This window comes from Novosphingobium sp. UBA1939, assembly GCF_002336885.1.
Lineage (GTDB): Bacteria > Pseudomonadota > Alphaproteobacteria > Sphingomonadales > Sphingomonadaceae > Novosphingobium.
Genome location: NZ_DDFB01000135.1, coordinates 1 through 24,889 on the forward strand (window position 1 = coordinate 1; position 24,889 = coordinate 24,889).

A 24,889-nucleotide genomic window follows, 5' to 3' on the forward strand; every position below is an offset into this window, starting at 1 on the left:
GCAAGTCTCGCTCCCCTCCCGCTTGCGGGAGGGGTTGGGGGTGGGAACCCCTCGCTTCCAGCCCTCAGGCCGCCAGCCGGTAGGGTTCGATCTCGCCCGCCAGATAGAGCTTCTTGGCCTTGGCGCGGCTGAGCTTGCCGGAGCTGGTGCGCGGCAGGGTGCGCGGGGGGACGAGTTCCACCACGCAGTTCATGCCGGTGATCGAGCGGACCTTCTCGCGGATCTGGTCGCGCAGCTTCACCCGCTCCACCGGATCGGAGACACGGCAGTGGACCAGCACCGCCGGCGCTTCCTCACCGTTCTCGGTTTCCACCGAGAAGGCGGCGATATCGCCCTGGTGGAAGCCCGGCAGCTGTTCCACCGCCCATTCGATGTCCTGCGGCCAGTGGTTCTTACCGTTGATGATGATCATGTCCTTGGCGCGGCCGACGATGAACAGGTAGCCCTCGGCATTGAGGTAGCCCATGTCACCGGTATCGAGCCAGCCATCGACCAGGCAGGCATCGGTCGATTCGGGATCGCGGAAATAGCTGTGCATCACCGACGAGCCGCGGCACCACACCTTGCCGATGTGATGGTGGGCCAGCGCGCCGCCGTTCTCGCCCCGGATCGCCAGGTCCATGCCCTTCACCGGCACGCCGCAGTTGACGATGGCGCGGTAGCGCGCCGGGCGCGACAGGTCGCGCGGGCAGCCGGACAGGCGCTCTTCCTCGACCAGTTCCACGCGGATGCCTTCGCCCGGCGGCATGATCGTCACCGCCAGCGTCGCTTCGGCGAGGCCATAGCTGGGCAGGAAGGCGCTCGCCTTGAACCCGGCCTCGGCGAAGGCGTTGACGAAGTTCTGCATCACGTCGGGCCGGATCATGTCCGCGCCGTTGCCCGCCACGCGCCAGCGCGACAGGTCGAAGCGTTCGGACACGTGGCTCTGGCTGGAAATGCGGCGGGCGCAGATGTCATAGCCGAAGGTGGGCGAATAGGAGAGCGTGGTGCCCGGATTGCGGCTGATGAGATCGAGCCAGGCGAGCGGGCGCCGCGCGAAGTCCTCGGTCTTGAGGTAGTCCACCGAAACCTGGTTGGCGATCGGCGACAGGAAGCAGCCGACCAGCCCCATGTCGTGATACCACGGCAGCCACGAGATGCAGCGGTCGGGCGTGGTGATGCCCATGCCGTGCGCGTGGCCGGCCAGGTTCGCCAGCAGCGCGCGGTGCGTCACCGCCACGCCGTGCGGGAAACGCGTCGAGCCGCTCGAATACTGGAGATAGCAGATCGCGTCGGGATCGGCCGGCGGCAGCGGCTGGTCCGAAACCGGGCCGGCGTGGAATTCGTCCCACGACAGGCCCTTGCAGCCCTGCCGCGCGGCGGCCTCGCCGGCCATGGCCGCGATTTCGCCCGGGAACAGCAGCATCAGCGGGTCCGAGCTGGCGAGCTGGACCGCGAGCTGGTCGATATAGCTGTCCTTGCCACCGAAGCTGGTCGGCAGCGGCAGCGGCACCGGCCAGGCGCCGGCATAGATCGTGCCGCAGAACAGCGCCGCGAAATCGGGGCCGGTTTCGGCGACCAGCGCGATCCGGTCGCCCGGTTTCACGCCCATGGCCAGCAGCCGGCCGGCCGCCGCCAGCGCGTCGGCGCGCAGTTCGGCGTAAGGGTAGGGGCGGGTCAGCGTGCCACGCGGATCGTGGAAATTGAGGCCCTTCTCGCCCTGCGCGACATAGTCCAGCGCATCGCAGAAGGTGTCGAAATCGGAATAGCGGCGCGGCAATGCATCGTCGTTCGGCGTGGGAACGAGAGCCGCCTTCTCCACAACGGCGTCCGTAACGGTCATGCGATACCCCGGTTTCTCTGTCTTTTTCCTGCCGGGCGTTTCTGCTCCGGCAGGTGAACGGCCCATGACTGTGTCCCGGTTCCCCTTGCGCGGGGTACGGGTGCGGACGTTCTCATTTAATCCTGACTGTGGCACGAATGTGGCGCGATGAATCTGCAAGGTGTTCCAGACCGGCGCAAACGGCCGCCCAAACCGCTCGATCCGGCGCGGATGGAGGAGATGGCGCTCGCCTATGTCGCGCGCTTCGCCACCAGCGCGGGCAAGCTGGCCGCCTATCTGGCGCGCAAGCTGCGCGAACGCGGCTGGGATGGCGCCAGCCCGCCCGACGTGGACGGGCTGGTCGCGCGGTTCGTGCGCGCGGGTTATGTCGACGATGCCGGCTATGCGCGGGCGAAGGCGCAGGGCCTGCTGCGGCGCGGCTATGGCGCGCGGCGGATCGACCAGGCGCTGGGGCACGCGGGCATTGCCGAGGACATGCGCGCGGAGGCGCGCGGATCGGAGCGCGATCGCCGCCACGCCGCGCTGGTCATGGCGCGCAAGCGGCGCTTCGGCCCGTGGGGCGAGGATCGGGGAACGGATGGACCGAAGATCGATCCGGCCCGGCGCGAACGGCAGGTCGCCGCGCTGCTGCGCGCCGGGCACCCCCTTGCATACGCGCGCCGACTGGTCGATGAGCCTAGCATCGAGGCAGCGGAAGAATGGGTCGATGAAATTCTGGATTAAGACCGCCGCACTGGCGTGCACCGTGGCCGTGATCGGCTGCTCCCCCGTTGCGGCCGATACGGGCGGAAAAAGCGCCGCGCGGCCCGCCGCTTCGGCGCCGGCGACGCATCCGGTTTCCGGCCTGCCGGTCGTCACGCTCACGGTCAACGGAGCCAAAGGACCGCACACCTTCCGCGTCGAAGTGGCCCGCACCAGTGAGGAACAGGCGCAGGGCCTGATGTTCCGCACCGCGATGGGCGCGGACGAAGGCATGATCTTCCCGATGGACCCGCCGCGCGACGCCGCGTTCTGGATGAAGAACACGGTCATCCCGCTCGACATCATCTTCATCGGCCCGGACCGGCGCATTCTCAACATCGCCGCCAATGCGGTGCCTTATGACCTGACCTCGCTGCCCTCGGACGGCATCGCCGCAGGCGTGCTCGAACTGAACGGCGGCCGCGCGGCGGAACTCGGAATCAAACCGGGCGACAAGGTGGAGTGGTAGGGTCAGGCCGCCGTCCGGTTCCGACGATGGCCGTTTCGACCATTTGCCGTGGGGGCAAGCCGTGAAAAGGGGCCTATCCCGGCTTGCGGAATCCCTCCCTCAGGGGCTAAGCGGCCCCCACCCTCGCGAAAGATGACGGCACCATGAGCTTTCTCGGCAAGATCTTCACCTGGTGGGACGGCGCCACCATCGGCACCCTGCTCGACAGTTCGCTGAAGGGCGAGCTGGTGGGCACCGACGCGCAGGGCAACAAGTACTACCGCTCGCGCAAGCCCTATCCCGCCGGCCATCCGCGCGCGGGCGAGGAACGCCGCTGGGTGATCTACGATGGCGCCAACGATGCCAGCCGCGTGCCCGCCGAATGGCATGGCTGGCTCCACGGCGGCTTCGACGGCGTGCCCGAAAGCAATCTGCCGCCGCCGCGCATCTGGGAAGCGGACTACACGCCCAACGCCACCGGCACCGCGCTGGCCTATCGGCCGCAGGGCGCGCTGGAACGCGGCGGCAAGCGCGCGCCCGCGACCGGCGACTACGAAGCCTGGTCTCCGGAATAAGCGCCGTCCGGCCCCGATGAACCGTCTTTCCCGGCCGCTGCTTCCGCTTGCCGCCTGCGCGGCGCTGGCGGGTCTTGGCGGGTGCCAGCGCCAGCCCGAAGCCGCGCCCCCGCCCGAAGCGACCGAAACCGGCGCGCCGGCGGCGGCTGGATCGGGCGGTGTGGTCGAAAGCGAATACGGCACGCCGGTCAAGGACCGCGTCGCCACGCTGGGCTTCCTCAACAAGCGCAACAACATCACGCAGGTGCTGGTGATGAAGACGGGCGAATCGCGCCGCATCGGCAACGCGATCGTCAAGCTGGCCACCTGCGAGCGCACCGCGCCGTGGGAAGACCCGCAGGAAACCGGTGCCTTCGTCCAGCTGTTCGTGGAAGAGCGCGCAACCACCCAGGAAAAGCTGGCGTGGCACAAGATCTTTTCGGGCTGGCTGTTCAAGAACTCGCCCTCGCTCAACGTCGTCGAGCACCCGGCCTATGACGTGTGGGTCAAGGACTGCGCGATGAAGTTCCCCGGCGAGGAGGACGATCCCGCCTCCGCCAGCAGCGCGGCGAAGCCGGCGGGCAAGCCGAGCACCGCGCCGGCGCCGGCGCCAGCACCATCCCCGGCCGCAACGCCCGCCGCTCCCAAGCCTGCCGCCCCCAAGCCCGCCACCCCGAAGCCGGCCACTCCGAAACCGTCTGGCGCCAGCACCGACGAGTGAGGCCGCTGCGCGTGGCGCAGCATGTCGAGGTATCGTTCCTGCGGAATTTCGACCGCGCCCAGCGAGGCCAGGTGCGGCGTGGTGAACTGGCAATCGAGCAATTCCGCGCCCGATCGCCGCAAGGCCGCCACCAGCCAGGCCAGCGCCACCTTGGACGCGTCATTCATCCGGCTGAACATGCTTTCGCCGCAGAACACGCGGGCGAAGCCCACGCCATAGAGCCCGCCAACCAGCCGTCCGTCGGCCCAGGTCTCGATCGAATGGGCGTGTCCGACCGCGTGCAGCTTGCGGTAGCTTTCGCGGATGCGCCGGCTGATCCAGCTTTCCTCCGCATCCGGGCGCGGCGCGGCGCAGGCGTCGATCACCGAATCGAACGCGGCGTTGCACGTCACCGTGAACCGCCCGCGCCGCAGCGTGCGCGCCAGCGAGCGGGACAGGTGGAACCCGTCGAGCGGCAGGATCGCCCGCATCCGCGGCTCCACCCAGAACACCTCGGGATCGTCGCGACTGTCCGCCATCGGGAAAATTCCCGCGCGATAGGCCTTGAGCAGCAGCTCGGGCGGGATGATCGGTTCGTCGGGCGGCGTCATCGTCGTCGAAATGTCTTTGAGTCGGTTGCACTCGCGCCGTCAACCCACTAAGGGCGCTTTTCCGAGCACAGGAGTGTAGCTCAGTTGGTAGAGCATCGGTCTCCAAAACCGAGGGCCGCGGGTTCGAATCCTGCCACTCCTGCCATCCTCTCCGCCCCGGCGTAGAGAGGTTTTCGTTTCCTTTCAGGTTTGTGCGTCCGCTTGGGCGACGCGCGCGACCCGTTCCCGACCGGTCCCGCGGCACGGCGGCGAAGAGTCCGGAACGGACGCAATCGCGCCGCCGGCAAACCGCCGCCCGCCGCCCCGCGAATCGTCGCGATCCGCCACCGCTCTCGCCGCTCTTGCCAATCCGCCGGCTTGCGCCTAGATATCGGCCATCTTCCGACATCGGAAACATCGCCTGCCCCTCCCGGACCTGTCCGGGGCGGCGATGTCCCCTAGGCGGAAGACAGGATTTCATCAGGTAGCGAAAGCGGCAAGGATCATGGCGAAGACCAGCCCCGGCGAATTCATCAACCAGGTACGCGCGGAAGCGCGCAAGGTGGTCTGGCCGACGCGGCAGGAAACCACCACCACCGCGATCTTCGTCGGCATCATGATGCTGATCCTGGCGGTGTTCTTCCTCGGCATCGACAGCCTGTTCGGCTTCGTCGTGCGCTGGCTGCTCTCGCAGGCCTGAAGCCTGCCGCCTCCCTTCGGCACCTGACAAGACTTCAAGGATTTTCCATGGCTCGCTGGTACATCATCCACGCCTATTCCGGTTTCGAAAACAAGGTGCGCGATTCGATCCTTGCCGAAGCGGAACGGATCGGCCTGTCGCAACTGGTCGAGGCGGTGGAAGTGCCGACCGAAACCGTGACCGAGGTGAAGCGCGGCAAGAAGGTGCAGGTCGAACGCAAGTTCATGCCCGGCTACGTGCTGGCCAAGCTGGCGATGAACGACGACATCTACCACCTCGTCAAGAACACGCCCAAGGTCACCGGTTTCCTCGGCACCAACAACAAGCCGCAGCCGATTTCCGACAAGGAAGCCGCCCGCTACTTCGGCGCGCGCGAACAGGCCGCCGCCGAGCCGCGCAAGAACGTTGCGGTCGATTACGAGATCGGCGATTCGGTCAAGGTCAACGCCGGCCCGTTCGCCTCGTTCAACGGCACGGTGGAAGAACTCGATTTCGAAAAGCAGCGCGTGAAGGTCGCCGTGTCGATCTTCGGCCGCGCCACGCCGGTCGAACTGGCGTTCGAGGAAGTCGAACTGGTCAAGTAATTCCACGGACGCGCCGGCAGGCCGGACCGGCGCGCTTTCGCCGCGCGCTGGCCGCTGACCGGAGAGTCCGTTGCTGACCACCCTGATCCTCGCGCTGGCGGCAGCATCCGCGCCGGTCGCGGGAAGCGCCGCGCCACGCCCGCCTGCCCCCGTTCCCGCTTCCGCCGCCAAAGCGCCCGGGGAACTGGCCAGAGAACTTGAACGCCTGCTGGCCTCGCCCCGGTTCGCCGCCGCGCGGGAGGCGTTGCGCGCGGATCATGCCCGGCTGGTCGACGATATCGTCACCCTGACCGAAATTCCCGCGCCACCGTTCGGCGAGGAGGCGCGCGGCCGCGCCATGGCCGCGATGATGCGCGCGGGCGGCCTGCCCGATGCGGCAATCGACGGCATCGGCAACGTCATCGCCACGCGCCGGGGCACGAAGCCCGCGCTTGCGCCGCTGATCGTGGCCGCGCATCTCGATACCGTGTTCCCGGCCGGCACCGACGTGAAAGTCCGCCGCGAAGGCACCCGCCTGATGGCGCCCGGCATCGGCGACGATACCCTGGGCCTGGCGGTGATGCTGGCGATGGTCCGCGCCATGGACAGGGCCGGCATCCGCACCGAACGCGATATCGTGTTCATCGCCAACGTGGGCGAGGAAGGGCCGGGCGATCTGCGCGGGATGCGCCATTTCTTCGCGCAGGACCCGCGCGCGAAACAGGCGGCCGGGTTCATCACCATCGATGGCGCGGGCGCGGGCTGGATCACCACGCGCGGAGTGGGATCGCGGCGCTGGCGCCTGGTGTTCGACGGACCGGGCGGGCACAGCTTCGACAAGTTCGGCATCGTCAACCCGCTGGCGGCGCTGGCGCGCACCGTGACCGGGCTTTACGGCATTCCCGTGCCCACGCAGCCGCGCACCACCTATTCCGCCAGCGTCGTGGGGGGCGGCACCTCGGTCAACACGATCCCGGCGCAAGTCTTCCTCGATGTCGACATCCGCTCCGAATCGCCGGCGGAAATCGACCGGATCGATACCGCGCTCCACGCCATCGCCACGGCGGCGGTGAACGAGGAGAACCGCGCCCGATCGACCGACGGCGGCCGGATCGCCGTGACCTTCAAGCCGATCGGCAATCGCCCCGCCGGCACTACGCCCGAAACCGCGCCGCTTGCGGTGATCGCGGCAACGGCGGCGCGGGCGGAGGGGTTCGCGCCGCACTTCGAGCCCCTGTCGACCGATGCCAACGTGCCGATGAACCTCGGGATTCCGGCCATCGCCATTGGCGCGGGCGGTGATGGCGGCGGTGCGCACGCGCCGAGCGAATGGATCGACGTGGCCGAAGACGCCAGCGTGCGCGGCGCGGCGGCTGCCATGGCGACAGTGCTGGGGGCCGCCAACGCGCTGCCGTGAAGCGCGGCATGCCGCGTCCCCACCCCGAATCCCCTTGCATTTCGCGCCATTTGCGCTAGGTGCGCGCGCTTCCGGGCAACCGGAAATCCGTGCGGAAGAGGGTTCGCCCTCGTCTGACCGCTCACTCTGAGGAGCCGGAACTTCCGGTCTCCGACAGGAAGAAAGGAGGCCAGCAATGGCCAAGAAAATCGAAGGTTACATCAAACTGCAGGTCGCCGCCGGCGATGCCAAGCCTGCACCGCCGATCGGCCCGGCCCTGGGCCAGCGCGGCGTGAACATCATGGAATTCTGCAAGCAGTTCAACGCTGCCACGCAGGAACTCGAAAAGGGCATGCCGCTTCCGACCATCATCACGGTCTATGCGGATCGCTCGTTCACGTTCGTCACCAAGACGCCGCCGGCAACCTACCTGATCAAGAAGGCCATCGGTCTCAAGTCCGGCTCGAAGACGCCGGGCAAGGAATCGGCCGGCACGATCAAGCGCTCGCAGCTCGCCGAAATCGCCCAGGCCAAGATGCAGGACCTGAACGCGAACGACATCGACGCGGCGACGAAGATCATCGAAGGCTCCGCGCGCGCGATGGGCCTGCAGGTTGTGGAGGGCTGATCCCATGGTGAACCTGACCAAGAAGCAGAAGTCGCTCACGGAAAAGCTGGGCGACAACCAGAAGCTCTATGGCGTTGACGAAGCGATCCAGCTTCTCAAGGACCTCCAGAGCGCCAAGTTCGACCAGACGCTCGAAGTCGCGCTGAACCTCGGCGTCGATCCGCGCCACGCCGACCAGATGGTTCGTGGCATGGTCACGCTGCCCTCGGGCACCGGCAAGGACGTGAAGGTCGCCGTGTTCGCCCGTGGCGACAAGGCCGAAGCCGCTCTCGCCGCCGGCGCCGACAAGGTGGGTGCGGAAGACCTGCTCGAAGACATGCAGGCCGGCAACCTCGACTACGGTCGCGTCATCGCCACGCCCGACATGATGGGCATCGTCGGCCGCCTCGGCAAGGTGCTCGGCCCCAAGGGCCTGATGCCGAACCCGAAGCTCGGCACCGTCACGCCGAACGTTGCCGAAGCGGTCAAGGCTGCCAAGGGCGGCCAGATCGAATTCCGCGTCGAAAAGGCCGGCATCATCCATGGCGGCATCGGCAAGCTCTCGTTCTCGAACGAAGCGCTGCGCGCCAACTTCGACGCGTTCGTCGATGCGATCGTCAAGGCGAAGCCGGCTGGCGCCAAGGGCAAGTACGTCCGCAAGGTCGGCCTGTCCTCGTCGATGGGCCCGGGCCTCAAGATCGACGTCGCGCAGGTGCACGGCGGCTGATTTCCGGCCGATCCTGACCAATCGCGAAAAAGGGCCGGGGGGCATGTCTCCCCGGCCTTTTTCGTGGCGATCATAGTATCCGCCACCGATGGCGCGCTGCCCACCCCCAACCCCTCCCGCANNCAAGCGGGAGGGGAGCGAGACTTGCATCGTCGCAGGCGGCGTTAGTCGCAGCGGGGTGAGCCGCCTGCGCGTTACATTGGCAAACGATGCCACGGCTTTTTTCGCAAGCGCGCTATCCTTGCCGGCGGCGCTGGTGCAGGAGGCGCGCATGGCCGACGATCCGCTTCGCAGCAATCCGCCTTCCGACCCGGCCGGCAATCCCGTGCGGCGCGCCCGCGCCATGGTGGAGGCCGAAGTGCCCCCTGCCCGGCGCGGCCCCGGCTGGGACCGGCACTGGCGCGAACTGGAAGCCTATGTCGAGGCGCAGGCGGGCGTCTGGACCGGCGCCGGCGCCGGGGAAGATCCGTTCGCCCGGGACGATTGATCTTTCGGCAGATTGACCGGCTGACCGCCCCCGCTCTAACGCGCGCTATCGCGAATCGCGCGATGCGGAAGGGGCCGCGCGTTGGGGATCACACTGTCCGGAAGGACCAGGCCGCTGTGGCGGCGAGCGTCCACCGCCTCCATGGCTATCGCGATGACGGCGTCCGTGACGGCACCCGCACGCGCGGCGGAAGCGGATGACGGCCTGCGCGTAACCGGCAACGTGCGCTTGCGCGTGGAGGCGATCGACGGACAGGCGCGCCCCGGCTTCGACAGCAGCGATACGCTGGTCAACCTGCGCACGCAGGTGCTGGCGCAATATCGCAGCGGGCCGATTCGCGTGGTCGCCGAAATCCACGACAGCCGCGTGTGGAACGCCGATCCGGGCACCCCCGTGACCACCAGCGAAGTGAACACGCTGGAACCGGTGCAGGCCTTCGTCGGCTATGATCTGGGGCCTGTACTGGGGCCGGGCACCAAGGTTTCGGTGCAGGGCGGGCGCTTCACCCTGGCGCTGGGATCGCGCCGGCTGATCGCGGCCGACGAATACCGCAACACGGTCAACAGCAATACCGGCGTGCGCGTGGACATCGCCGGGCGGCGCGGCTTGCAGGCCACGCTGATCTATGCGCTGCCGGCGATGCGCCTGCCCGACGATGCGGCATCGCTGCGCAGCGGCAAGGTGGAGCTGGACCGCGAAAGCTTCGACGCGGTGCTGTGGGGCGGGATCGTCAGCCGCTCCGTCTCGCGCGCGGGCGCGGCGGTCCCGGTCACGGCTGAGCTGGGCTTCTTCCATTTCGGCGAACGCGACGCCCCCGGCCGCCCTACCCGCGACCGGTCGCTGAGCACGGCGAGCGCGCGCGTGATCGCCGATCCGCGCCCCGGCCATGCCGATGGCGAGGCGGAGGTGATGGTCCAGTGGGGGCACACCCGCACCTCGCTGGCCGCCACCGCGCCCGAATTGCCGGTGCGCGCCACGTTCTTCCATGCCGATGCGGGTTACACGTTCACCGGCCCGTGGCGCCCGCGCCTGTCGATCGAGTTCGACTATGCCAGCGGCGCGGGCAGTGGTGGCCGCTATGGCCGTTTCGATACGCTGTTCGGTATGCGGCGCGGCGATTTCGCGCCTTCGGGCATCTACAACGCGGTCACGCGCGCCAATATCGTGACGCCCGGAATCCGGCTGGAAACCGCGTCCGACCGGCGGCTCGACCTGCTGGCGACCTATCATCCGATGTGGCTGGCCGACTCGCGCGACAGTTTCGCCACCACTGGCGTGCGCGATGCCAGCGGCCGGTCGGGCTCCTTCGCCGGGCACCAGTTCGACGCGCGGCTGCGCTACTGGCTGCTGCCGCGCCATCTGCGGCTGGAACTGGATGGCGTGCTGCTGGCCAAGGGCCGCTTTCTGACCGACGCGCCCAACGCGCCGCCGGGGCGGACCACGCGCTACGTCTCGTTCAACCTCAGCGCGCTGTTCTGACCGGCGCCAGATTGGCGCGGGTGTAGCATTCCACGACCAGGCTGATCGCGGTTCCCCCACCCAGACGCAAGACCGCGCGGTGCGACAGGACCGTACCGGCAGGGCATTCCGCCGCCCGCCCACGCCGCGCCTCCAGCCGTTCGCGCCGGAACCCGAGCGGCATGACGACTTTGCCGAACGGCATGTCGGTCGTCTCCAGCGTGCGGTTCATCGCGGGCGTCAGCCGCGCCGGCACGTACCAGTTGCGCGCATCGGACAGCACGGTTCCACCACAGGCCAGGCGGACATGGCGATAGGCGACCGGCTCGTCCGCCGTCACCCCCAGCGCCTTGCGCACGGCGGGCGATGGCGCATCGCGCGCATCCCGGTTCGCCATGGCGCGGATCGTCGCCGGTTGCGCGATACCGCGCGCCGCGCACCATTCGCCCAGCGCCTGCGTCGCGCTGTCCTGCGCGGCCAGCGTGGCCTCGAAACGGTGCAGCGTGGGGGAGCATCCCGCCACCGACGCCGCCGCCAGCACGGCCACGGCGCCCGCGCGGCGAACGGTCAAATGCCGCCTGCCACCGCTTCCCGCCCGGTCGCTTCCAGCCCGGCGATCAGCGCCGCCGCGCAGGCTTCGAGCTGCGCGGTATCGGTCGACCGGATCACGAAGTTCGCGCCCACCCGGCCTTCGCGGAAGAACGGATAGCTGCCGATCTGGCACCCGTCGAACGCTCTCTCGGTCTTGCTGAGAAGCTCGGCGATCTCGCTTTCGGGAACCCAGCAGCCGATCGTCGCCGATTGCAGCGGCAGCCCGCCTTCCAGCGTGCCCGTCAGCCCGTCGAGCATCTGCGCGGTGATGTGCGGCACCCCGGCCATCAGGAACACGTTGCCAATGCGGATGCCCGGCGCGCCCGACATGCGGTTCTCGATCAGGTTCGCCCCCGCCGGCACGCGCGCCATGCGCAGCCGGCCCTCGTTCAGACCGCCGCGGGTGGCGTAGTAGTCCTCCAGCACCTTGCGCGCATCGGGGTGGATTTCCACGTCCACGCCCAGCGCCTGCGCCACCGCGTCCACGGTGATGTCGTCGTGCGTGGGGCCGATGCCGCCGGTGGTGAACAGATAGTCGTTGCGCGCGCGCAGCGTGTTCACCGCCTCCACGATCGCATCCATCACATCGGGCACCACGCGCACTTCGCGCAGGCGAATGCCCTGCACGCCCAGCCAGGTGGCGATCTGCGCGATGTTCTTGTCCTGCGTGCGGCCAGACAGGATTTCGTCGCCGATCACGATCAGCGCGGCGGTCCAGATGCGGGTTTCGTTGGTCATCGGGAAGAACCGATACCGCAAACCCGCGCCAGTGCAAGCGTGCCCCGGCCGCGATGCCCCAAAGGCCGCGCGGGTCCGGAGCGGACGATCGCTATTCGGCCGCTTCGAGCTGGGGCTGCGCCTGCGCCGCCGGCTGCGCGCGGCCGAGCGCCAGGATGCCGTCCTCGATCGGCGAGGCCTTCATCCACGCCTTGTCGTAAACGTAATCCTGGTTGAGCCGCCAGGGCAGCGCGGCCGCGCTCTTGGGCATGATAGTCAGCGCGCGCTGAAGATAGCCCGACGAGAAATCGAACACGTTGTCCTCGACCAGCCCGTGATCGGCCGCCAGCACCGGCGTCGCCACGTGCGCGCCCTTTGCCTTCATCGTGTTGAGCAAACGGCAGGCGTAATCGGAAATGAGGTCCGCGCGCAGCGTCCACGAGGCGTTGAGATAGCCGAACACCGCCACCAGGTTGGGCACGTTCGAGAACATGCAGCCCTTGTAGTAGAAGTGGTCGGCGAAGTTCATCGGCACGCCATCGAGGCTCAGCGCGATCTTGCCGCCCATGGTCAGGCGCAGGCCGGTGGCCGTGATGATCACGTCGGCATCGAGATGGCGGCCGGACTTGAGCTGGATGCCGGTGGCGTCGAAGCGGTCGATGTGATCGGTCACGATATCGGCCTTGCCCGCCTTGATCGCCTCGAACATGTCGGCATCGGGCACCAGGCACAGGCGCTGGTCCCACGGATCGTAGGGCGGGGTGAAGGTCTTGGCATCGTACTTGTCGCCGAGCGCCGCCTTGATCTTCTTGGTCAGGTAGTCCTTGACCTTTTCCGGCTGGCTGCGGGCGCGCTTGAACACCAGGTTCTGCAGCCGCACGTTCTTGAAGCGGGTGATCGCATAGGCGACCTTTTCCGGCAGGATGCGGCGCAACGCGTTGGCCAGGGCATCGCGCGCAGGGCGGATCGCGTACCACGTCGGCGTGCGCTGGAGCATGGTGACGTGCGCGGCCTTGTGCGTCATCGACGGCACGATCGTCACCGCCGTCGCGCCCGAACCGATCACCACCACGCGCTTGCCCGCATAGTCCAGATGGCGCGGCCAGAACTGCGGGTGGATGATCGTGCCCCTGAAGTCCTCGCGGCCGGCGAACTTCGCGTCATGCGGGGTGTCGTAATCGTAATAGCCCGAACCCAGGTACAGCAGCCGGGCGGTCACGCTCCGGCGGGCGCCTGCCTCGTCCTCGGTCACCACCGTCCACAGCGCCCGCGCGCTGTCCCAGTCGGCGGACAGCACCTTGGTGCCGAAGCGGATATGCGGGCGGATGCCGCGCTCGTCGGCGATGCGGTTCAGATATTCGAGAATGGCCGGGCCGTCCGCGATCGATTTCTCGTGCTTCCACGGTTCGAAGATGAAGCCCAGCGTGTGCATGTCGCTGTCGGAACGGATGCCGGGGTAGCGGAACAGATCCCAGGTGCCGCCGATCTGTTCGCGCCGCTCGAGGATGGCATAGCTGCTGCCGGGGCACATCATCTGCATGTGCGCGGCCATGCCGATGCCCGAAAGGCCGGCACCGACGATCGCCACGTCGACGTCCGGCGTGGCGCTGGTCGCCGGTCTTTCCGTCTGCCCTTCCGGCTTCAACGCGGCTGCACCCATGATTCCAAACCCCTCCAGTTTCTGATTGCAACCGAACCTATCGCAATCCCCGCGAATTGCCAGCCCGATTCGCGCCTTCAGCGGCTTGCCGACTCGGCCCGCCGCGATGGACCAGCCAGGGGCGATTGCGCGCGACTGCGGGCTTTGCCACAAGCAGGCCCATGCCGATCATTGCGTCCCGCCGCTACAGCCAGGGCCAGGCCCACGAAGTCGACATCGTGCTCGATGGCGTGCCGCGCGCGCCGCTGCCGCCCCAGACGTTCGACTGGATCGGCCTGTGCGAACCGACCGTGGAGGAGATGGAGCGGGTGCGCCGGCAATACGGGCTGCATCCGCTGGCGGTGGAAGATGCGCTCAATCCGCGCCAGCTGCCCAAGGTGGAGGCCTACGGAAAGCAGCTGTTCGCAGTGGCGCGCACGGCCAGCCTGCACGATGGCGAGATCATCTCCTATGGCCAGACCGCGTTCTTCCTGGGGGCCGACTTCATCATCTCGGTGCGCTTCGGCAGCACGCGCGCGCACCTGACGCTGCGCCAGGAACTGGAGGCCAGCGCCGAACGGCTCGCCGAAGGGCCGGACTACGTGCTGCACGCCATTCTCGATTTCATCGTCGATGGCTACCAGCCGATCACCGATGGGCTGGAAGACGTGGCGCAGGACATGGAGGAGGCGGCGATCGAAACCTTCCCCGGGCCGGCCACGATCCGCCGTATTTTCCGCCTGCGCCGCCAGTTGCGCCGGTTCGAACGGGTGATCGGGCCGATGCAGGAAATGTGCGCGCGGCTGGTCGAGGCGGACCTGCCGACGATCGATCCGGCGGCGCGCATCTGGTTCCGCGATGTGCTGGACCATGTGCACCGTGCGCTGACGCGGGTGCGCGGCGTCAAGGAAACGCTGGCAGCGATCGTCGAGACCGCCAGCCTGCTGGAACAGCACCGCCAGGGCGAGATGACCCGCCAGCTCGCCGCCTGGGCCGCGATCCTGGCGGTGCCCACCGCGATTGCCGGCATCTATGGCATGAACTTCGAATATATCCCCGAGCTGAAATGGCGCTTCGGCTATTTCCTGGTGTGGAGCGTGATCCTCTCCGTCTGCGGCGGGCTATGGTATCGTTTCAAGCGGATCGGCTGGCTGTGATTTTCAGAATGCCGCATTCTTTTTCACTATTCTGAAAATATCGATCAGGAAAAGACGATCAGCGCGCTGCTACCGAGAGGGTGGTCCCACCCCCAGCCCCTCCCGCAAGCGGGAGGGGAGCGAGACTTGCGCCGCCGCAGGAGGCGCTAGTCGCAGCGGGGAGGGCTTCCCACGCGCCGCATTTGCTGGCGTACCAAAAAAAGCCGCCCGCCCCGATGAGGGGGCAGGCGGCAGGCTCATGCATGCGGAAAAAGTCCGATCGTCAGGCGATCAGAAGGCAACGGTGCCCGAAACCACCACCGCCGCGCCGGCGATCGAGGAGCCGTTCTTGGTCTGCGAGAAATTCGGCTGGAGGTAGAGCGCCTCCTTGTTGCTGATGTCGGTATCGACGTAGGCCACGCCCAGCACCACCGGGCCGACCGCCACATCGGCGCCCAGCATCCAGTCGGCATACTTGCCCGTGGGCGCGACCGAGGTGCCGTTGGGGCCAAGGCCGGCGTTGCCGTCCGAATAGCCGACATGCGCCTTCAGCGTGACCGGGGTGTTGGGGATCGCCGCGCTGGCGTCGGTCCAGACGTAGAGGTTGTCCGACTTGGCGCCCGGCGCATCGGGCACGCCGGTGGCGTAGGACGCCCCGCTCAGATACCAGCGGCCCAGCGATTCCTGCTTGGGCGCATAGGCAACGCCCGCCAGCAGGCTGACCGGGCCGACGGTGCCCGAAAGCTTGACGTAAGGCTCGGCGAAGTCGGTCTTGTCCGCGCCGCCCGGATACATGTACCAGGTCAGGCCCACGTCCACCGTGACGCCACCGATCGGCATCTTGTAGCCGCCGTAGATGTCCAGTTCGGTGTTGGAACCGCCGAAGGTGCCCCAGCCCGAAAGGTTGGAAGCCCAGGTGCCGACATAGAGGCCGCTTTCGTGCGACACGGTCAGTCCAGCCTGCACGGCCAGCGCGCGGTCACTCTGCGACACGCCACGGAAGCGATAGTCCGAAACGATGGCGGCAGACCCGGAAACGGTAATGGGCTTGGGGGCTTCCTGGGCCAGCGCGGGGACCGAGAAAGCAAGCGCGGCAACCGCCGCCGCGACACGATAGAACATTGGAACGTCCTCCCTGGACTTGTCTTGGGAACGTTCCGCCTGCGTCCGCCGCGCGCTGCCACTCTGTCTGGTGTGGGGCCGCTTCACGCCGGAGCCGTTGGGATAGGCAGCCATTTTTGCCCCCATTTTGCCTTCGTGTAAGGAAATGTTGCTGGCTCGCGCGCCGCCGCGCCGGTGGACAATATGGCACGTTCATATTGAGAGAGGCGGGCAACTCTCCTAGTGCGCGCGACGAGCACCGCGCGCAGACCGCGATTCGCTCCAGGGACAGAACTTTTTACGGAAGCGATAGCGATGTTCGGCTGGTTCCAGCGCCTCCTGCCCAAGTCCGGCGATTTCTTCGACATGTTCGAACGCCACGCCGCAACGCTCGTGGCCGCCGCCGAGGCGCTCTCGCGCCTGACCCGTTCGGAAGGCAATGCGGCGGAATACATCGCCACGATCCGCAAGCGCGAGCACGAGGCGGACGATATCATCCGCGAAGTGCTCTACACCGTGCGCCGCACGTTCCTGACGCCGTTCGATCGCGGCGCGATCACCTCGCTGATCGCCGCCATGGACGATACGATCGACGAAATGCAGGCCGCCGCATCGGCCATCGAGCTTTACGAAGTCGCGAAGTTCGAGCCGGAAATGCAGGCCATGGCCGACAAGATCGTCGAAGCCTGCGACCTCATCGCGGAAGCGATGCCCCTGCTGCGCGACGTGGAACGCAACGGCGCGCGCCTGCACCAGTTGACGGAGCGCATCGTCAAGCTGGAAGGCGCAGTGGACCTTGTTCACCAGGCGGGGCTGAAGGCCAACTTCATCACCCGGCGCGGCGATGGCGATCTGGTCGCCTTCATCGTCTCGCGCGAAATCTACAAGCACCTCGAAAAGATCGCCGACGCGTTCGAGGATGTCGCGAACGAGATCGACGCCCTCGTCATCGACCACGCCTGATCGGCCGGCCGGGAACGCGCACCATGCACGAAATCGCCTTTCCGCTTCTGGTCGGCCTCATCGCGCTGGCGCTGGCCTTCGATTTCCTCAACGGGTTGCATGACGCGGCCAACTCCATCGCCACGGTGGTTTCCACGCGGCTGCTTTCGCCGGTACAGGCGGTGCTGTTCGCCGCCGTCGGCAATTTCGTGGCCTACTGGATGGTGGGCCTGCACGTCGCCGAAACGGTGGGCAAGGGCATCATCGACAAGGACGTGGTGACGCCGGCGGTGGTGTTCGGCGCGCTGATCGGCGCGATGTTCTGGAACGTGCTGACCTGGGTGAAGGGCATTCCCTCCTCGTCCAGCCACGCGCTGATCGGCGGCCTGCTGGGCGCGGGCATCATGCACGGCGGGTTCGGCGCAGTGGAAAGCTCGGGCACCAGCAAGACGATCGTCGCGATCTTCCTGTCGCCGATGATCGGCTTCGCGCTGGCCATGCTGATGGTGCTGATCACCAGCTGGCTGTTCCGCGGATACCAGCCGCGCCGGGCGGAGCGCGTGTTCAAGTCGCTCCACCTGGTCAGCAGCGCGGCCTATTCGATCAGCCACGGCGGCAACGACGCGCAGAAGACGATGGGGATCATCGCGGTGCTGCTCTATTCCACGGGCACGCTGAAAGGCGAATTCCACGTGCCCGAATGGGTCGTGATCGCCTGCTACGCCGCGATTTCGCTGGGCACGCTCTCGGGCGGCTGGAAGATCATCCAGACGATGGGCAGCAAGCTGACCCAGCTCAACCACCACACCGGCTTCTGCGCCTCCACCGCCGGCTCGATCGTGGTGTTCGGCGCCAGTGCCATGGGCATTCCTGTCTCGACCACGCACGCCATCACCGGCTCGGTCGTCGGCACCGGCGCCGCCCGCCGCGCCAGCGCGGTGCGCTGGGGCGTGGCGACGCGCGTGGTCGTGGCGTGGTTCATCACCATTCCCGCCAGCGCCGCCGTGGGCGCCGCGTTCTACCTGCTCACCCGCCTGTTCTGAACGGCGGGCTGTTCTGAGCATAGGCCCGTTCGGGCTTTGACAGCGGGCTTCCCGCGCGACACTCTGCGTCGGTGCGCGGTTAGGCGCGCGGCAACAGGGGCACGGAGCATATGGCGGTTCGCGCAGGTTTTCGCGCACTGATGGCAGGTGCGGGGCTAGCGGCCACGGCCCTGCCCCTTGCGCCGCTTGCCACCCCCGCCCGCGCGGCGACCCCGGCCGAAAACATCGCGGCGATGGACGATGCCGCGCTGTTCGACCGGTTCGGCAAGGAAGTGGTCAAGCTCGGCAAGCCTTCGGTCTGCGAGGCCGTGCCCTATACCGACGAGATGGCGCGGCGGCGCCCGGCGCAGCGGCTGATGGCCATTGCCGCGCTGCTCCGGTCCAACTGCGCGCTGTTCCAGGACCGCTATCCCGATGCGCTGCGCGAGGGGGAGCAGGCCGAGGGGCTGGGGTTCGGCCGCGACGGGGACGAACTGCGCGTGCTGGTCGATTTCCTCGCCATGCAGGCCGCCCTGCGCGCGGGCAACGGCGATGCCTATGCCGAGCACCTTGGCCATGTCGCGGCGCGCGGCAACGCGGCGGAGTTCGCCGGCCTGCAGCGGCCCGCCGTCTTCGTCGGCCTCCGCACGGCCGCCATCGGCAACCAGGATCGCGCGGTGCTGGCGCTGGCCCGGTCGCCGGCGTTTCCGTCTCTCACCCCCGAGATGCGCGGCTCCGTGGCGGCCGAGGCTCTGCGCCCGGCGCTGGCGGCGGGCGATAGCGCCGTGGCGGAGATGCTGGTGGGTCAACTGCGCGACGCCGAGCCCACGCTCGGTATGCTGGTGGATCGTGACTACGAAAGCGGCTGGCCCATGCTCGCTCGCCGCGTCGGCCCCCATGCTCAAACGATGCTGCTGCAGGGCGTGGAGACCGGCACCGCCGATCTCTCCAAGGCGCCAGAGGACCGCCTGGTGCTGTCGCGCCTGGTGGATGCGCTGGTCGATGCCGGACGGTTCGACGAGGCGATCGTGGCGGCGCAACGGATCGATCATACCGACAAGGGGTTGCGCAAGGCGGGCGAGTACGACGGCTGGATCATCAATGCCGAGGTGCGCGCGCTCGACGCGCTGGGCCGCACGGCCGAAGCGGACGCCCTGTTCGACCGGCTCACCGCCCTGCCCTGGCGCGAGCGCGGCTGGATGGTCAATTTCGTCATCAACAACGCCGGACGGCTGGTGCGCCACGGGGCGTGGGACCGGGCGATGCTGGCCGCCGCGCTCGCAACCGAGGTCGCCAACGAGCAGGGTTCCCCCTATGCCCGGCTTTCCGCGTCGGCGTTGCGCCTCTGCGCGACGCACCACGCGCAGCCCGGCCAGGACCAGCGCCTGCTGCGCGAGGCGGTCTATGCCCACTGGCGGGATGCGGTGACAGCGTCGGTGCGGGCGGCCCAATGCCTTGGGGACGAGACGGCCGCGCGGCAGTTTCTGAAGGACGGCCTCGCCGATCCGAAGATGCGGACCGACGTGCTGACACTGCTCCAGCCAGAAGACACGGACCTCGTACCCGATCCGGCCAGGACCTTGCCCCGCGCACGCGAACTCATGGACGCCGACGCCGATCTGCGCGCCGCCTACGATCGCGCAGGCCGCGATCTTCCGGAAGACCTGCGCCCCGCGCGGCGCTGACGACGCGATCGCGCGCGGGAAGTGGCCAAAAAGGGCGTGGGATTTCCGGGCATTGCCCCTTGGCAAAGCGCGCGGCGATGGCAGGATGCAGCCTTGTCCATTTCGGCCCGAACCCTTCCGGGGAGAACCTTTTCCATGTCCAGCCGTCCCGCCTATCATGGCGCCCTTCGCGCCGCCGCCGCGCTCTCTGTCCTGCTCGCGCCGCTGCTGCCCGCGCCCGCGCTGGCCGGGCCGGCGGAGGACGCCGCCGTCGCGCGGATCATCGACGAAGGCATGAACCGCAGCGCGGTGATGACCACCGCCAGCCAGCTGATGGACGGCATCGGCCCGCGCCTCACCAATTCGGAAAACCACCGCAAGGCGGAACGCTGGGCGATGGACGTGCTGCGCGGCTATGGCCTGGCCAATATCCATGCCGAACCGTTCAACTTCGGGCTGGGCTGGAACGCCGACGGCTGGTCCGCCGCGATGGTCTCGCCCCGCCCGCTCGCGCTGACGGCAATTCCGGTGGCGTGGTCGCCGCCGACCACGGGCGCGGTGCGCGCGCCGGTGATCGTCGCGCCGATGAGCCGGGAAGAGAACTTCGCCGAATGGAAGGGCAAGCTCGCCGGCCGCATCGTGCTCGTCTCGCTTCCGGGCGCGACCAGCGAATCCAAGGACCCGGTGTTCAAGCGCTATACCGATGCCGAGATCGGCGAATTCGACAAGTTCGACCAGCCACGCTTCGATCCCGAAGCCGCCGCGCTGCAGATCCGCAACCGCAGCTTCCTGCGCAAGCTGACCGAATTCCTCAAGGCCGAAGGCGCGCTCGCGCTGGTGCGCATGAGCTATCGCGATGGCAAGCTGGTCCATGGCGAAGGCTATGACTTCGTGCCCGGCAAGACGCTGGCCGTGCCGGCGATGGAACTGGCGCAGGAGGATTACCGCCGCCTCGTCCGCCTGGCGAAGACTGGGGCCGCGCCCGAGATCGAACTGAACATCGAGGCGCGCTTCGACGACAAGAACCTGATGGCGGAGAACGTCATCGCCGAAATCCCCGGCACCGATCCCAAGGCGGGCTATGTCATGGCCGGCGCGCATTTCGACAGCTGGATCGCGGGCGATGGCGCCAACGACAACGGTGCCGGCAGCGTGGCGGTGATCGAGGCCGCGCGGCTGATCGCCAAGCTGGGCGTCCGGCCCCGGCGCACGATCCGCTTCGCGCTATGGAGCGGGGAGGAGCAGGGTCTGCTCGGCTCGCGCGCCTATATCGAACAGCACCTTGCCTCGCGCCCGGTCGATCCCGCGCTGACGGGCATTGAATCCTACGTGGCGTGGCGCAACGCCTTCCCGATCACGCCGAAGGCCGAATACACGGCGCTGAAAGCCTACTTCAACATGGACAACGGATCGGGCCGGTTCCGCGGCATCTATGCCGAAGGCAACCTGGGCGCGGGCGCGATCCTGGGCGACTGGCTGGCCCCGTTCAAGGCGATGGGCGCGGGCCGCGTCGTCGCGGAGAAGACCGGCGGAACCGACCACGTCTATCTCCAGTCGATCGGCCTGCCCGGCTACCAGTTCATCCAGGACCCGCTCGATTACGACAGCCGCGTCCACCATTCCAGCATCGACACGCTGGACCACATGCGCGCGGATGACATGCGGCAAGCCTCGGTGATCCTGGCAGGGATGCTGTGGCAGGCGGCCAACAGCGACAAGGAACTGCCGCGCAGCCCGCTGCCCACGCAGCCCGCGCCGACCGATCCGTTCAAGGTGGCGGACCCGAACCAGTAGGAGCGGGAGATCGCTTCAGGCGATCACACCATAGAGGTCGTGCGCATCGGCGTCCTCGATCCGCACCTGCGCGAAATCGCCCGGCTTCAGCGTGGCGGGCACGTTGCGCAGATAGACCGCGCCGTCAATTTCCGGGGCATCCGCCTGGCTGCGCGCGGTCGCGCCCAGATCGCCGTCCTCGTCCGGCTCGCCCACCTCGTCCACGATCACCTGGATCGTGCGGCCGACCTTGGCGGCAAGCTTGGCCGCGCTGATCGCCTCGGTCTTTTCCATCAGCCGGGCGTAGCGCTCTTCCTTGACCTCCTCCGGCACCGGATCGGGCAGGTGGTTGGCGCTGGCGCCATCCACCGGTTCGAAGCGGAAGCCGCCCACGCGGTCGAGCTGCGCCTCGTCCAGCCAGTCGAGCAGGTACTGGAAGTCCGCCTCGGTCTCGCCGGGGAAGCCGACCACGAAGCTCGACCGGATGGCAAGATCGGGCGCGATGTCACGCCATGCCCTGATGCGCTCGAGCACCTTCGCTTCGTTGGCGGGGCGCTTCATCGCCTTGAGCACACTGGGCGCGGCATGCTGGAACGGAATGTCGAGATAGGGCGTCACCAGCCCTTCGGCCATCAGCGGAATCACTGCGTCGACGTGGGGGTAGGGGTACACGTAGTGCAGCCGCACCCACGGCACCTCGCCCTGCGGCGTGCGCAGCTGGCCCAGCTCGCGCGCCAGGTCGGTCATGTGGGTGCGCACGGGATGCCCCTTCCACGCGCGCTCCTCGTGCCGCACGTCCACGCCGTAGGCCGAGGTATCCTGGCTGATGACCAGCAGTTCCTTGGTCCCCGCCGCCACCAGCTTCTCCGCCTCGCGCAGCACGGCATCGATGCGCCGGCTGGCCAGCTTGCCGCGCAGCGACGGGATGATGCAGAATGCGCAGGCGTGGTTGCAGCCTTCGGAAATCTTGAGATAGCTGTAATGCCGCGGGGTCAGCTTGATCCCGCCCTGGTCGTCCAGCGCCTGCGGGATCAGGTCGATATACGGCCCCATGCTGGGCGGCGCGGCTTCGTGCACCGCTTCCACCACCGCCTCGTACTGGTGCGCGCCGGTCACGGCCAGCACGTCGGGGAACTTCGCCCGGATCAGCTCCGCCTCGTTGCCCATGCACCCGGTTACGATCACGCGGCCGTTCTCGGCGATCGCCTCACCGATCGCGGCCAGGCTTTCTTCCTTGGCCGAATCGAGGAAACCGCACGTATTGACCAGCACCACGTCGGCCCCGGCATAGTCCGCGCTCATGGCATAGCCATCGGCGCGCAGGCGCGTGAGAATGCGTTCGGAATCGACCAGCGCCTTGGGGCAGCCAAGGCTGACCATGCCGACGCGCGGCGGTTCGGGAAGCGTGAGCGGGGAATCCTGGGATGTCATGGCGACCGCGCCTTACGCGGATTCGCGCCGCCCGTCATCATGCGGCATCATCATTCGACGTCATCAGCCATCATCGCAGCGCCCGCGAATTGCCAATGTGACGTCATCTCGCTACCGTCTCGCGAGGCGGGAAGCGAGGAAAGAGCAGAATGGGTCCGGTGAACTGGCTGGCGGTGTTTCTCGCTATGCTCGCCGCGCTGACGGTGACCGCAGTGTGGTATGGGCCGCTGTTCGGCCGCGCCAAGCTGGAGGAGGTCGGCCCTGGCGGCCTCGGCACCCGCACCGCACCCGCGCGCACGCTGGCGATCACGGCCGCGCTGCTGCTGGTGACGGCATCGATGATGGGGCACATGTTCGCGCGCGTCGGCGCCGAAACGCTGGCGGTGAAGCCCTGGCTCTATTTCATGATGTCGGGCGGCCTTGCCGGCGCCTTCGTGATCCCGTCGCTGTGGATCAGCTATACCCAGCAGCGGATTTCCACCCGCCTCGCGCTGATTGATGCCGGATTCTGGATGGTCGCCTACCTGGCGATGGGCTTGGTGTTCTTCGTGATCCGCTGATCGCCGGCGACGGTTAGGCCATGGACGCGCCGACAGCGCCATCGGTCGGCGCGGTCGGCACGATTTCCACGATCATGTCGCCGGGCGCCAGTTGCCTGCTTTCCTCTTCCCAGAAGCCATAGGCCTTGCCCCCGCGATAGATGCGCAAGCCCTGCCCGCCGGATGCCAGGCGGGTCAGCGGCTGGCCCACTTCCTCGTCGCACACCGGCCGCTCGACAAGGTGGACGCGCCCGGAAATGGACGCGAGATCGGAAAGATAGCCGGCCGTGTGCTGCCCGTGCGCGGTGCCGGCGAGCAGTTGCCCGGTGAAGCGCACCGGGTTGATAACATTGGTGGCGCCCGCCTGCTGCGCCAGCACTTCGTTGTCGGCGGCGCGAACCACGGTGCTGATCGGCACACCGGGCGCCAGATGCCGCGCCGTCAGCGTGATGAGGATCGAGGTATCGTCGCGCCCGGCGGAAATCAGGACCGCGCTGGCTCTGGCGATGCGCACGTCGATCAGCGTGGTGTCGCGGGTGGCATCGCCGGGCAGCACGTTGCACCCCATGCGTTCTGCTTCCGCCAGCCGCCCTTCCGCCCCGTCGACCACCACGATCGTCGCGGGATCGGTTCCGCGCGCGATCAGTTCGGCGACCGCCTCGGAACCCGATATGCCAAAGCCCAGCACCACTACGTGACCCGACAGGGCATTCTGGATCTGCGCCATGCGCCACCTCTCCCAGCTGCGCTTGATGATGAAGTTGTAGGCTGTGCCCACGAAGATGAAGATCACCGCCAGGCGGATCGGCGTGACGATCACCGTTTCGATCAGTCGTGCCCGATCGCTGACCGGCGCAATGTCGCCGAACCCGGTCGTGGTGATGGAAATCATGGTGAAATAGACCACGTCGAGGAAACTGACGTGCCCGTCGTGGTTGTCGGCCAGCCCTTCGCGGTCGATCCAGTGGATCAGCACCACCAGCGCCAGCAGCGCGAAGGCGGCCGATAGCCGCAACGCGATATCGGCCCACACCGGAACCCGGATCAGCCGGCGCAGTGCCAGGTGCCCGACCGGCCTCACAACCGGACTGGCAGGTACACGACCGGATCGCGCGGATCGTTGTCGCGGCGCAGCTCGAAGTGCAGCGTCGGCCGCTTCGCCTCGCCACTCTTGCCGATGCTGGCGATCGCTTGCCGCGCCTTCACCACATCGCCCTCCTTCACCCGCACCTGGCCGAGATAGGCATAGGCGGTGGCCCAGCCCTGCCCGTGATCGATGACGATCAACTGACCGAAGCGTTCGGGCTCGTTGCCGGCGAAGATCACGGTGCCGGCACCGGCGGCGCGCACCGTCAGCCCGGCGTAGGCGGCCAGATCGATGCCCCGGTTGCGCTGGCCGGAAGCGACCGACCCCGATGGAACCGGCGTGCCGAAGCGGCTCAGCACCGCGCCCGATACCGGCCAGGACAGCGCAGGCGCGCCCGCCTCGCGCACATGCGGGGCCGGCGTGGGGCGCAAGGGCGGCGCCGGGCGAGGCGCTG

Annotated in this window: 25 protein-coding genes, 1 tRNA gene and 1 pseudogene; 18 read left to right on the forward strand and 9 right to left on the reverse strand. The window is 67.9% G+C overall.

Translation table 11 applies throughout. From position 1 onward, the window contains the following. Positions 1-64 precede the first annotated feature (64 nt). Positions 65-1,822, reverse strand: a complete 1,758-nt coding sequence (locus B3547_RS17585) for a fatty acyl-AMP ligase (protein ID WP_124809673.1) — start codon at positions 1,820-1,822, stop codon at positions 65-67. A 147-nt stretch (positions 1,823-1,969) separates the two neighbouring features. Between B3547_RS17585 and B3547_RS17590 the strand changes: the two genes are divergently transcribed. From B3547_RS17590 to B3547_RS17605, 4 genes and pseudogenes are all read left to right on the forward strand, one after another. Next, the gene (locus tag B3547_RS17590) at positions 1,970-2,545 is read left to right on the forward strand and encodes a regulatory protein RecX (RefSeq protein WP_292965242.1); all 576 of its coding nucleotides are present in this window, start codon (positions 1,970-1,972) and stop codon (positions 2,543-2,545) included. Beyond that, positions 2,529-3,032, forward strand: coding sequence for a DUF192 domain-containing protein (locus B3547_RS17595; RefSeq protein WP_124809671.1), 504 nt, complete (start codon positions 2,529-2,531; stop codon positions 3,030-3,032). Before B3547_RS17590 ends, B3547_RS17595 begins: the two co-directional genes overlap by 17 nt. Positions 3,033-3,175: 143 nt before the next feature. Beyond that, entirely contained in the window at positions 3,176-3,586 is a 411-nt protein-coding gene (locus B3547_RS17600) for an NADH:ubiquinone oxidoreductase subunit NDUFA12 (RefSeq protein ID WP_124809670.1), read from the forward strand. Positions 3,587-3,839: 253 nt separating this feature from the next. Beyond that, positions 3,840-4,022, forward strand: a pseudogene (locus B3547_RS17605) (DUF2155 domain-containing protein); the annotation flags it as partial. A 35-nt stretch (positions 4,023-4,057) separates the two neighbouring features. On the opposite strand, the gene aat reads toward B3547_RS17605, so the two are convergent. Continuing rightward, a complete protein-coding gene (gene aat, locus B3547_RS17610; RefSeq protein WP_292965245.1) occupies positions 4,058-4,876 on the reverse strand; it encodes a leucyl/phenylalanyl-tRNA--protein transferase in 819 nt (272 codons plus the stop codon). 69 nt (positions 4,877-4,945) lie between these two features. Between aat and B3547_RS17615 the strand changes: the two genes are divergently transcribed. The 8 genes from B3547_RS17615 (at position 4,946) to B3547_RS17650 (ending at position 10,814) form a co-directional block, all read left to right on the forward strand. Further along, positions 4,946-5,021 (forward strand) — tRNA-Trp (locus tag B3547_RS17615). 339 nt (positions 5,022-5,360) lie between these two features. Beyond that, entirely contained in the window at positions 5,361-5,555 is a 195-nt protein-coding gene (gene secE / locus B3547_RS17620; RefSeq protein ID WP_124809669.1) for a preprotein translocase subunit SecE, read from the forward strand. Positions 5,556-5,602: 47 nt separating this feature from the next. Further along, the gene (nusG, locus tag B3547_RS17625; protein ID WP_124809668.1) at positions 5,603-6,139 is read left to right on the forward strand and encodes a transcription termination/antitermination protein NusG; all 537 of its coding nucleotides are present in this window, start codon (positions 5,603-5,605) and stop codon (positions 6,137-6,139) included. Positions 6,140-6,209: 70 nt separating this feature from the next. After that, positions 6,210-7,535: a M20/M25/M40 family metallo-hydrolase gene (locus B3547_RS17630; RefSeq protein WP_292965248.1), complete on the forward strand. Its 1,326-nt coding sequence runs from the start codon at positions 6,210-6,212 to the stop codon at positions 7,533-7,535. Positions 7,536-7,710: 175 nt separating this feature from the next. After that, positions 7,711-8,142 carry a 50S ribosomal protein L11 gene (gene rplK / locus B3547_RS17635; RefSeq protein WP_124809667.1) on the forward strand — a complete coding sequence of 144 codons (432 nt, stop codon included), beginning with the start codon at positions 7,711-7,713 and terminating at the stop codon, positions 8,140-8,142. Between the two features lie 4 nt (positions 8,143-8,146). Continuing rightward, positions 8,147-8,848, forward strand: coding sequence for a 50S ribosomal protein L1 (gene rplA / locus B3547_RS17640; protein WP_124809666.1), 702 nt, complete (start codon positions 8,147-8,149; stop codon positions 8,846-8,848). A gap of 271 nt (positions 8,849-9,119) precedes the next feature. After that, positions 9,120-9,335 carry a hypothetical protein gene (locus tag B3547_RS17645; RefSeq protein ID WP_124809741.1) on the forward strand — a complete coding sequence of 72 codons (216 nt, stop codon included), beginning with the start codon at positions 9,120-9,122 and terminating at the stop codon, positions 9,333-9,335. 165 nt (positions 9,336-9,500) lie between these two features. Further along, positions 9,501-10,814: an alginate export family protein gene (locus tag B3547_RS17650; protein WP_292965251.1), complete on the forward strand. Its 1,314-nt coding sequence runs from the start codon at positions 9,501-9,503 to the stop codon at positions 10,812-10,814. Here B3547_RS17650 and B3547_RS17655 read toward each other — a convergent pair. From B3547_RS17655 to B3547_RS17665, 3 genes are all read right to left on the reverse strand, one after another. Continuing rightward, the gene (locus B3547_RS17655) at positions 10,798-11,364 is read right to left on the reverse strand and encodes a hypothetical protein (protein ID WP_292965253.1); all 567 of its coding nucleotides are present in this window, start codon (positions 11,362-11,364) and stop codon (positions 10,798-10,800) included. The two genes, B3547_RS17650 and B3547_RS17655, sit on opposite strands and share 17 nt — an antisense overlap. Beyond that, positions 11,361-12,122 carry a competence/damage-inducible protein A gene (locus B3547_RS17660; RefSeq protein ID WP_124809663.1) on the reverse strand — a complete coding sequence of 254 codons (762 nt, stop codon included), beginning with the start codon at positions 12,120-12,122 and terminating at the stop codon, positions 11,361-11,363. The genes B3547_RS17655 and B3547_RS17660 overlap by 4 nt, the downstream gene beginning before the upstream one ends. A 91-nt stretch (positions 12,123-12,213) precedes the next feature. Continuing rightward, positions 12,214-13,761, reverse strand: coding sequence for a flavin-containing monooxygenase (locus B3547_RS17665; protein ID WP_292965256.1), 1,548 nt, complete (start codon positions 13,759-13,761; stop codon positions 12,214-12,216). A 161-nt stretch (positions 13,762-13,922) separates the two neighbouring features. Here B3547_RS17665 and B3547_RS17670 point away from each other — a divergent pair, with 161 nt between their 5' ends. Beyond that, positions 13,923-14,897: a magnesium and cobalt transport protein CorA gene (locus B3547_RS17670; RefSeq protein ID WP_124809661.1), complete on the forward strand. Its 975-nt coding sequence runs from the start codon at positions 13,923-13,925 to the stop codon at positions 14,895-14,897. A gap of 270 nt (positions 14,898-15,167) precedes the next feature. Here the strand turns inward: B3547_RS17670 and B3547_RS17675 are convergent, their stop codons facing one another. Next, a complete protein-coding gene (locus B3547_RS17675; protein WP_125954433.1) occupies positions 15,168-15,998 on the reverse strand; it encodes a TorF family putative porin in 831 nt (276 codons plus the stop codon). Between the two features lie 294 nt (positions 15,999-16,292). Between B3547_RS17675 and B3547_RS17680 the strand changes: the two genes are divergently transcribed. The 4 genes from B3547_RS17680 to B3547_RS17695 all read left to right on the forward strand — a co-directional run bounded on the left by B3547_RS17680 (position 16,293) and on the right by B3547_RS17695 (position 21,399). Further along, positions 16,293-16,940: a DUF47 domain-containing protein gene (locus B3547_RS17680; RefSeq protein ID WP_124809659.1), complete on the forward strand. Its 648-nt coding sequence runs from the start codon at positions 16,293-16,295 to the stop codon at positions 16,938-16,940. Between the two features lie 23 nt (positions 16,941-16,963). Further along, a complete protein-coding gene (locus B3547_RS17685) occupies positions 16,964-17,962 on the forward strand; it encodes an inorganic phosphate transporter (protein WP_124809658.1) in 999 nt (332 codons plus the stop codon). A 110-nt stretch (positions 17,963-18,072) separates the two neighbouring features. Next, a complete protein-coding gene (locus tag B3547_RS17690) occupies positions 18,073-19,626 on the forward strand; it encodes a hypothetical protein (RefSeq protein ID WP_292965261.1) in 1,554 nt (517 codons plus the stop codon). A 135-nt stretch (positions 19,627-19,761) separates the two neighbouring features. Then, positions 19,762-21,399 carry a M20/M25/M40 family metallo-hydrolase gene (locus B3547_RS17695; RefSeq protein WP_292965263.1) on the forward strand — a complete coding sequence of 546 codons (1,638 nt, stop codon included), beginning with the start codon at positions 19,762-19,764 and terminating at the stop codon, positions 21,397-21,399. Positions 21,400-21,414: 15 nt separating this feature from the next. Here the strand turns inward: B3547_RS17695 and rimO are convergent, their stop codons facing one another. Further along, the gene (gene rimO, locus B3547_RS17700; RefSeq protein WP_125954430.1) at positions 21,415-22,809 is read right to left on the reverse strand and encodes a 30S ribosomal protein S12 methylthiotransferase RimO; all 1,395 of its coding nucleotides are present in this window, start codon (positions 22,807-22,809) and stop codon (positions 21,415-21,417) included. Positions 22,810-22,958: 149 nt separating this feature from the next. Here rimO and B3547_RS17705 point away from each other — a divergent pair, with 149 nt between their 5' ends. After that, entirely contained in the window at positions 22,959-23,369 is a 411-nt protein-coding gene (locus tag B3547_RS17705; protein WP_292965266.1) for a DUF1761 domain-containing protein, read from the forward strand. Positions 23,370-23,382: 13 nt separating this feature from the next. Here the strand turns inward: B3547_RS17705 and B3547_RS17710 are convergent, their stop codons facing one another. Both B3547_RS17710 and B3547_RS17715 read right to left on the reverse strand, forming a co-directional pair. Next, the gene (locus B3547_RS17710; protein ID WP_292965268.1) at positions 23,383-24,429 is read right to left on the reverse strand and encodes a potassium channel family protein; all 1,047 of its coding nucleotides are present in this window, start codon (positions 24,427-24,429) and stop codon (positions 23,383-23,385) included. Continuing rightward, positions 24,426-24,889, reverse strand: a 464-nt coding sequence (locus B3547_RS17715) for a murein hydrolase activator EnvC family protein (RefSeq protein WP_292965270.1), incomplete at its 5' end; no start/stop codon positions are given. The genes B3547_RS17715 and B3547_RS17710, both read right to left, overlap by 4 nt.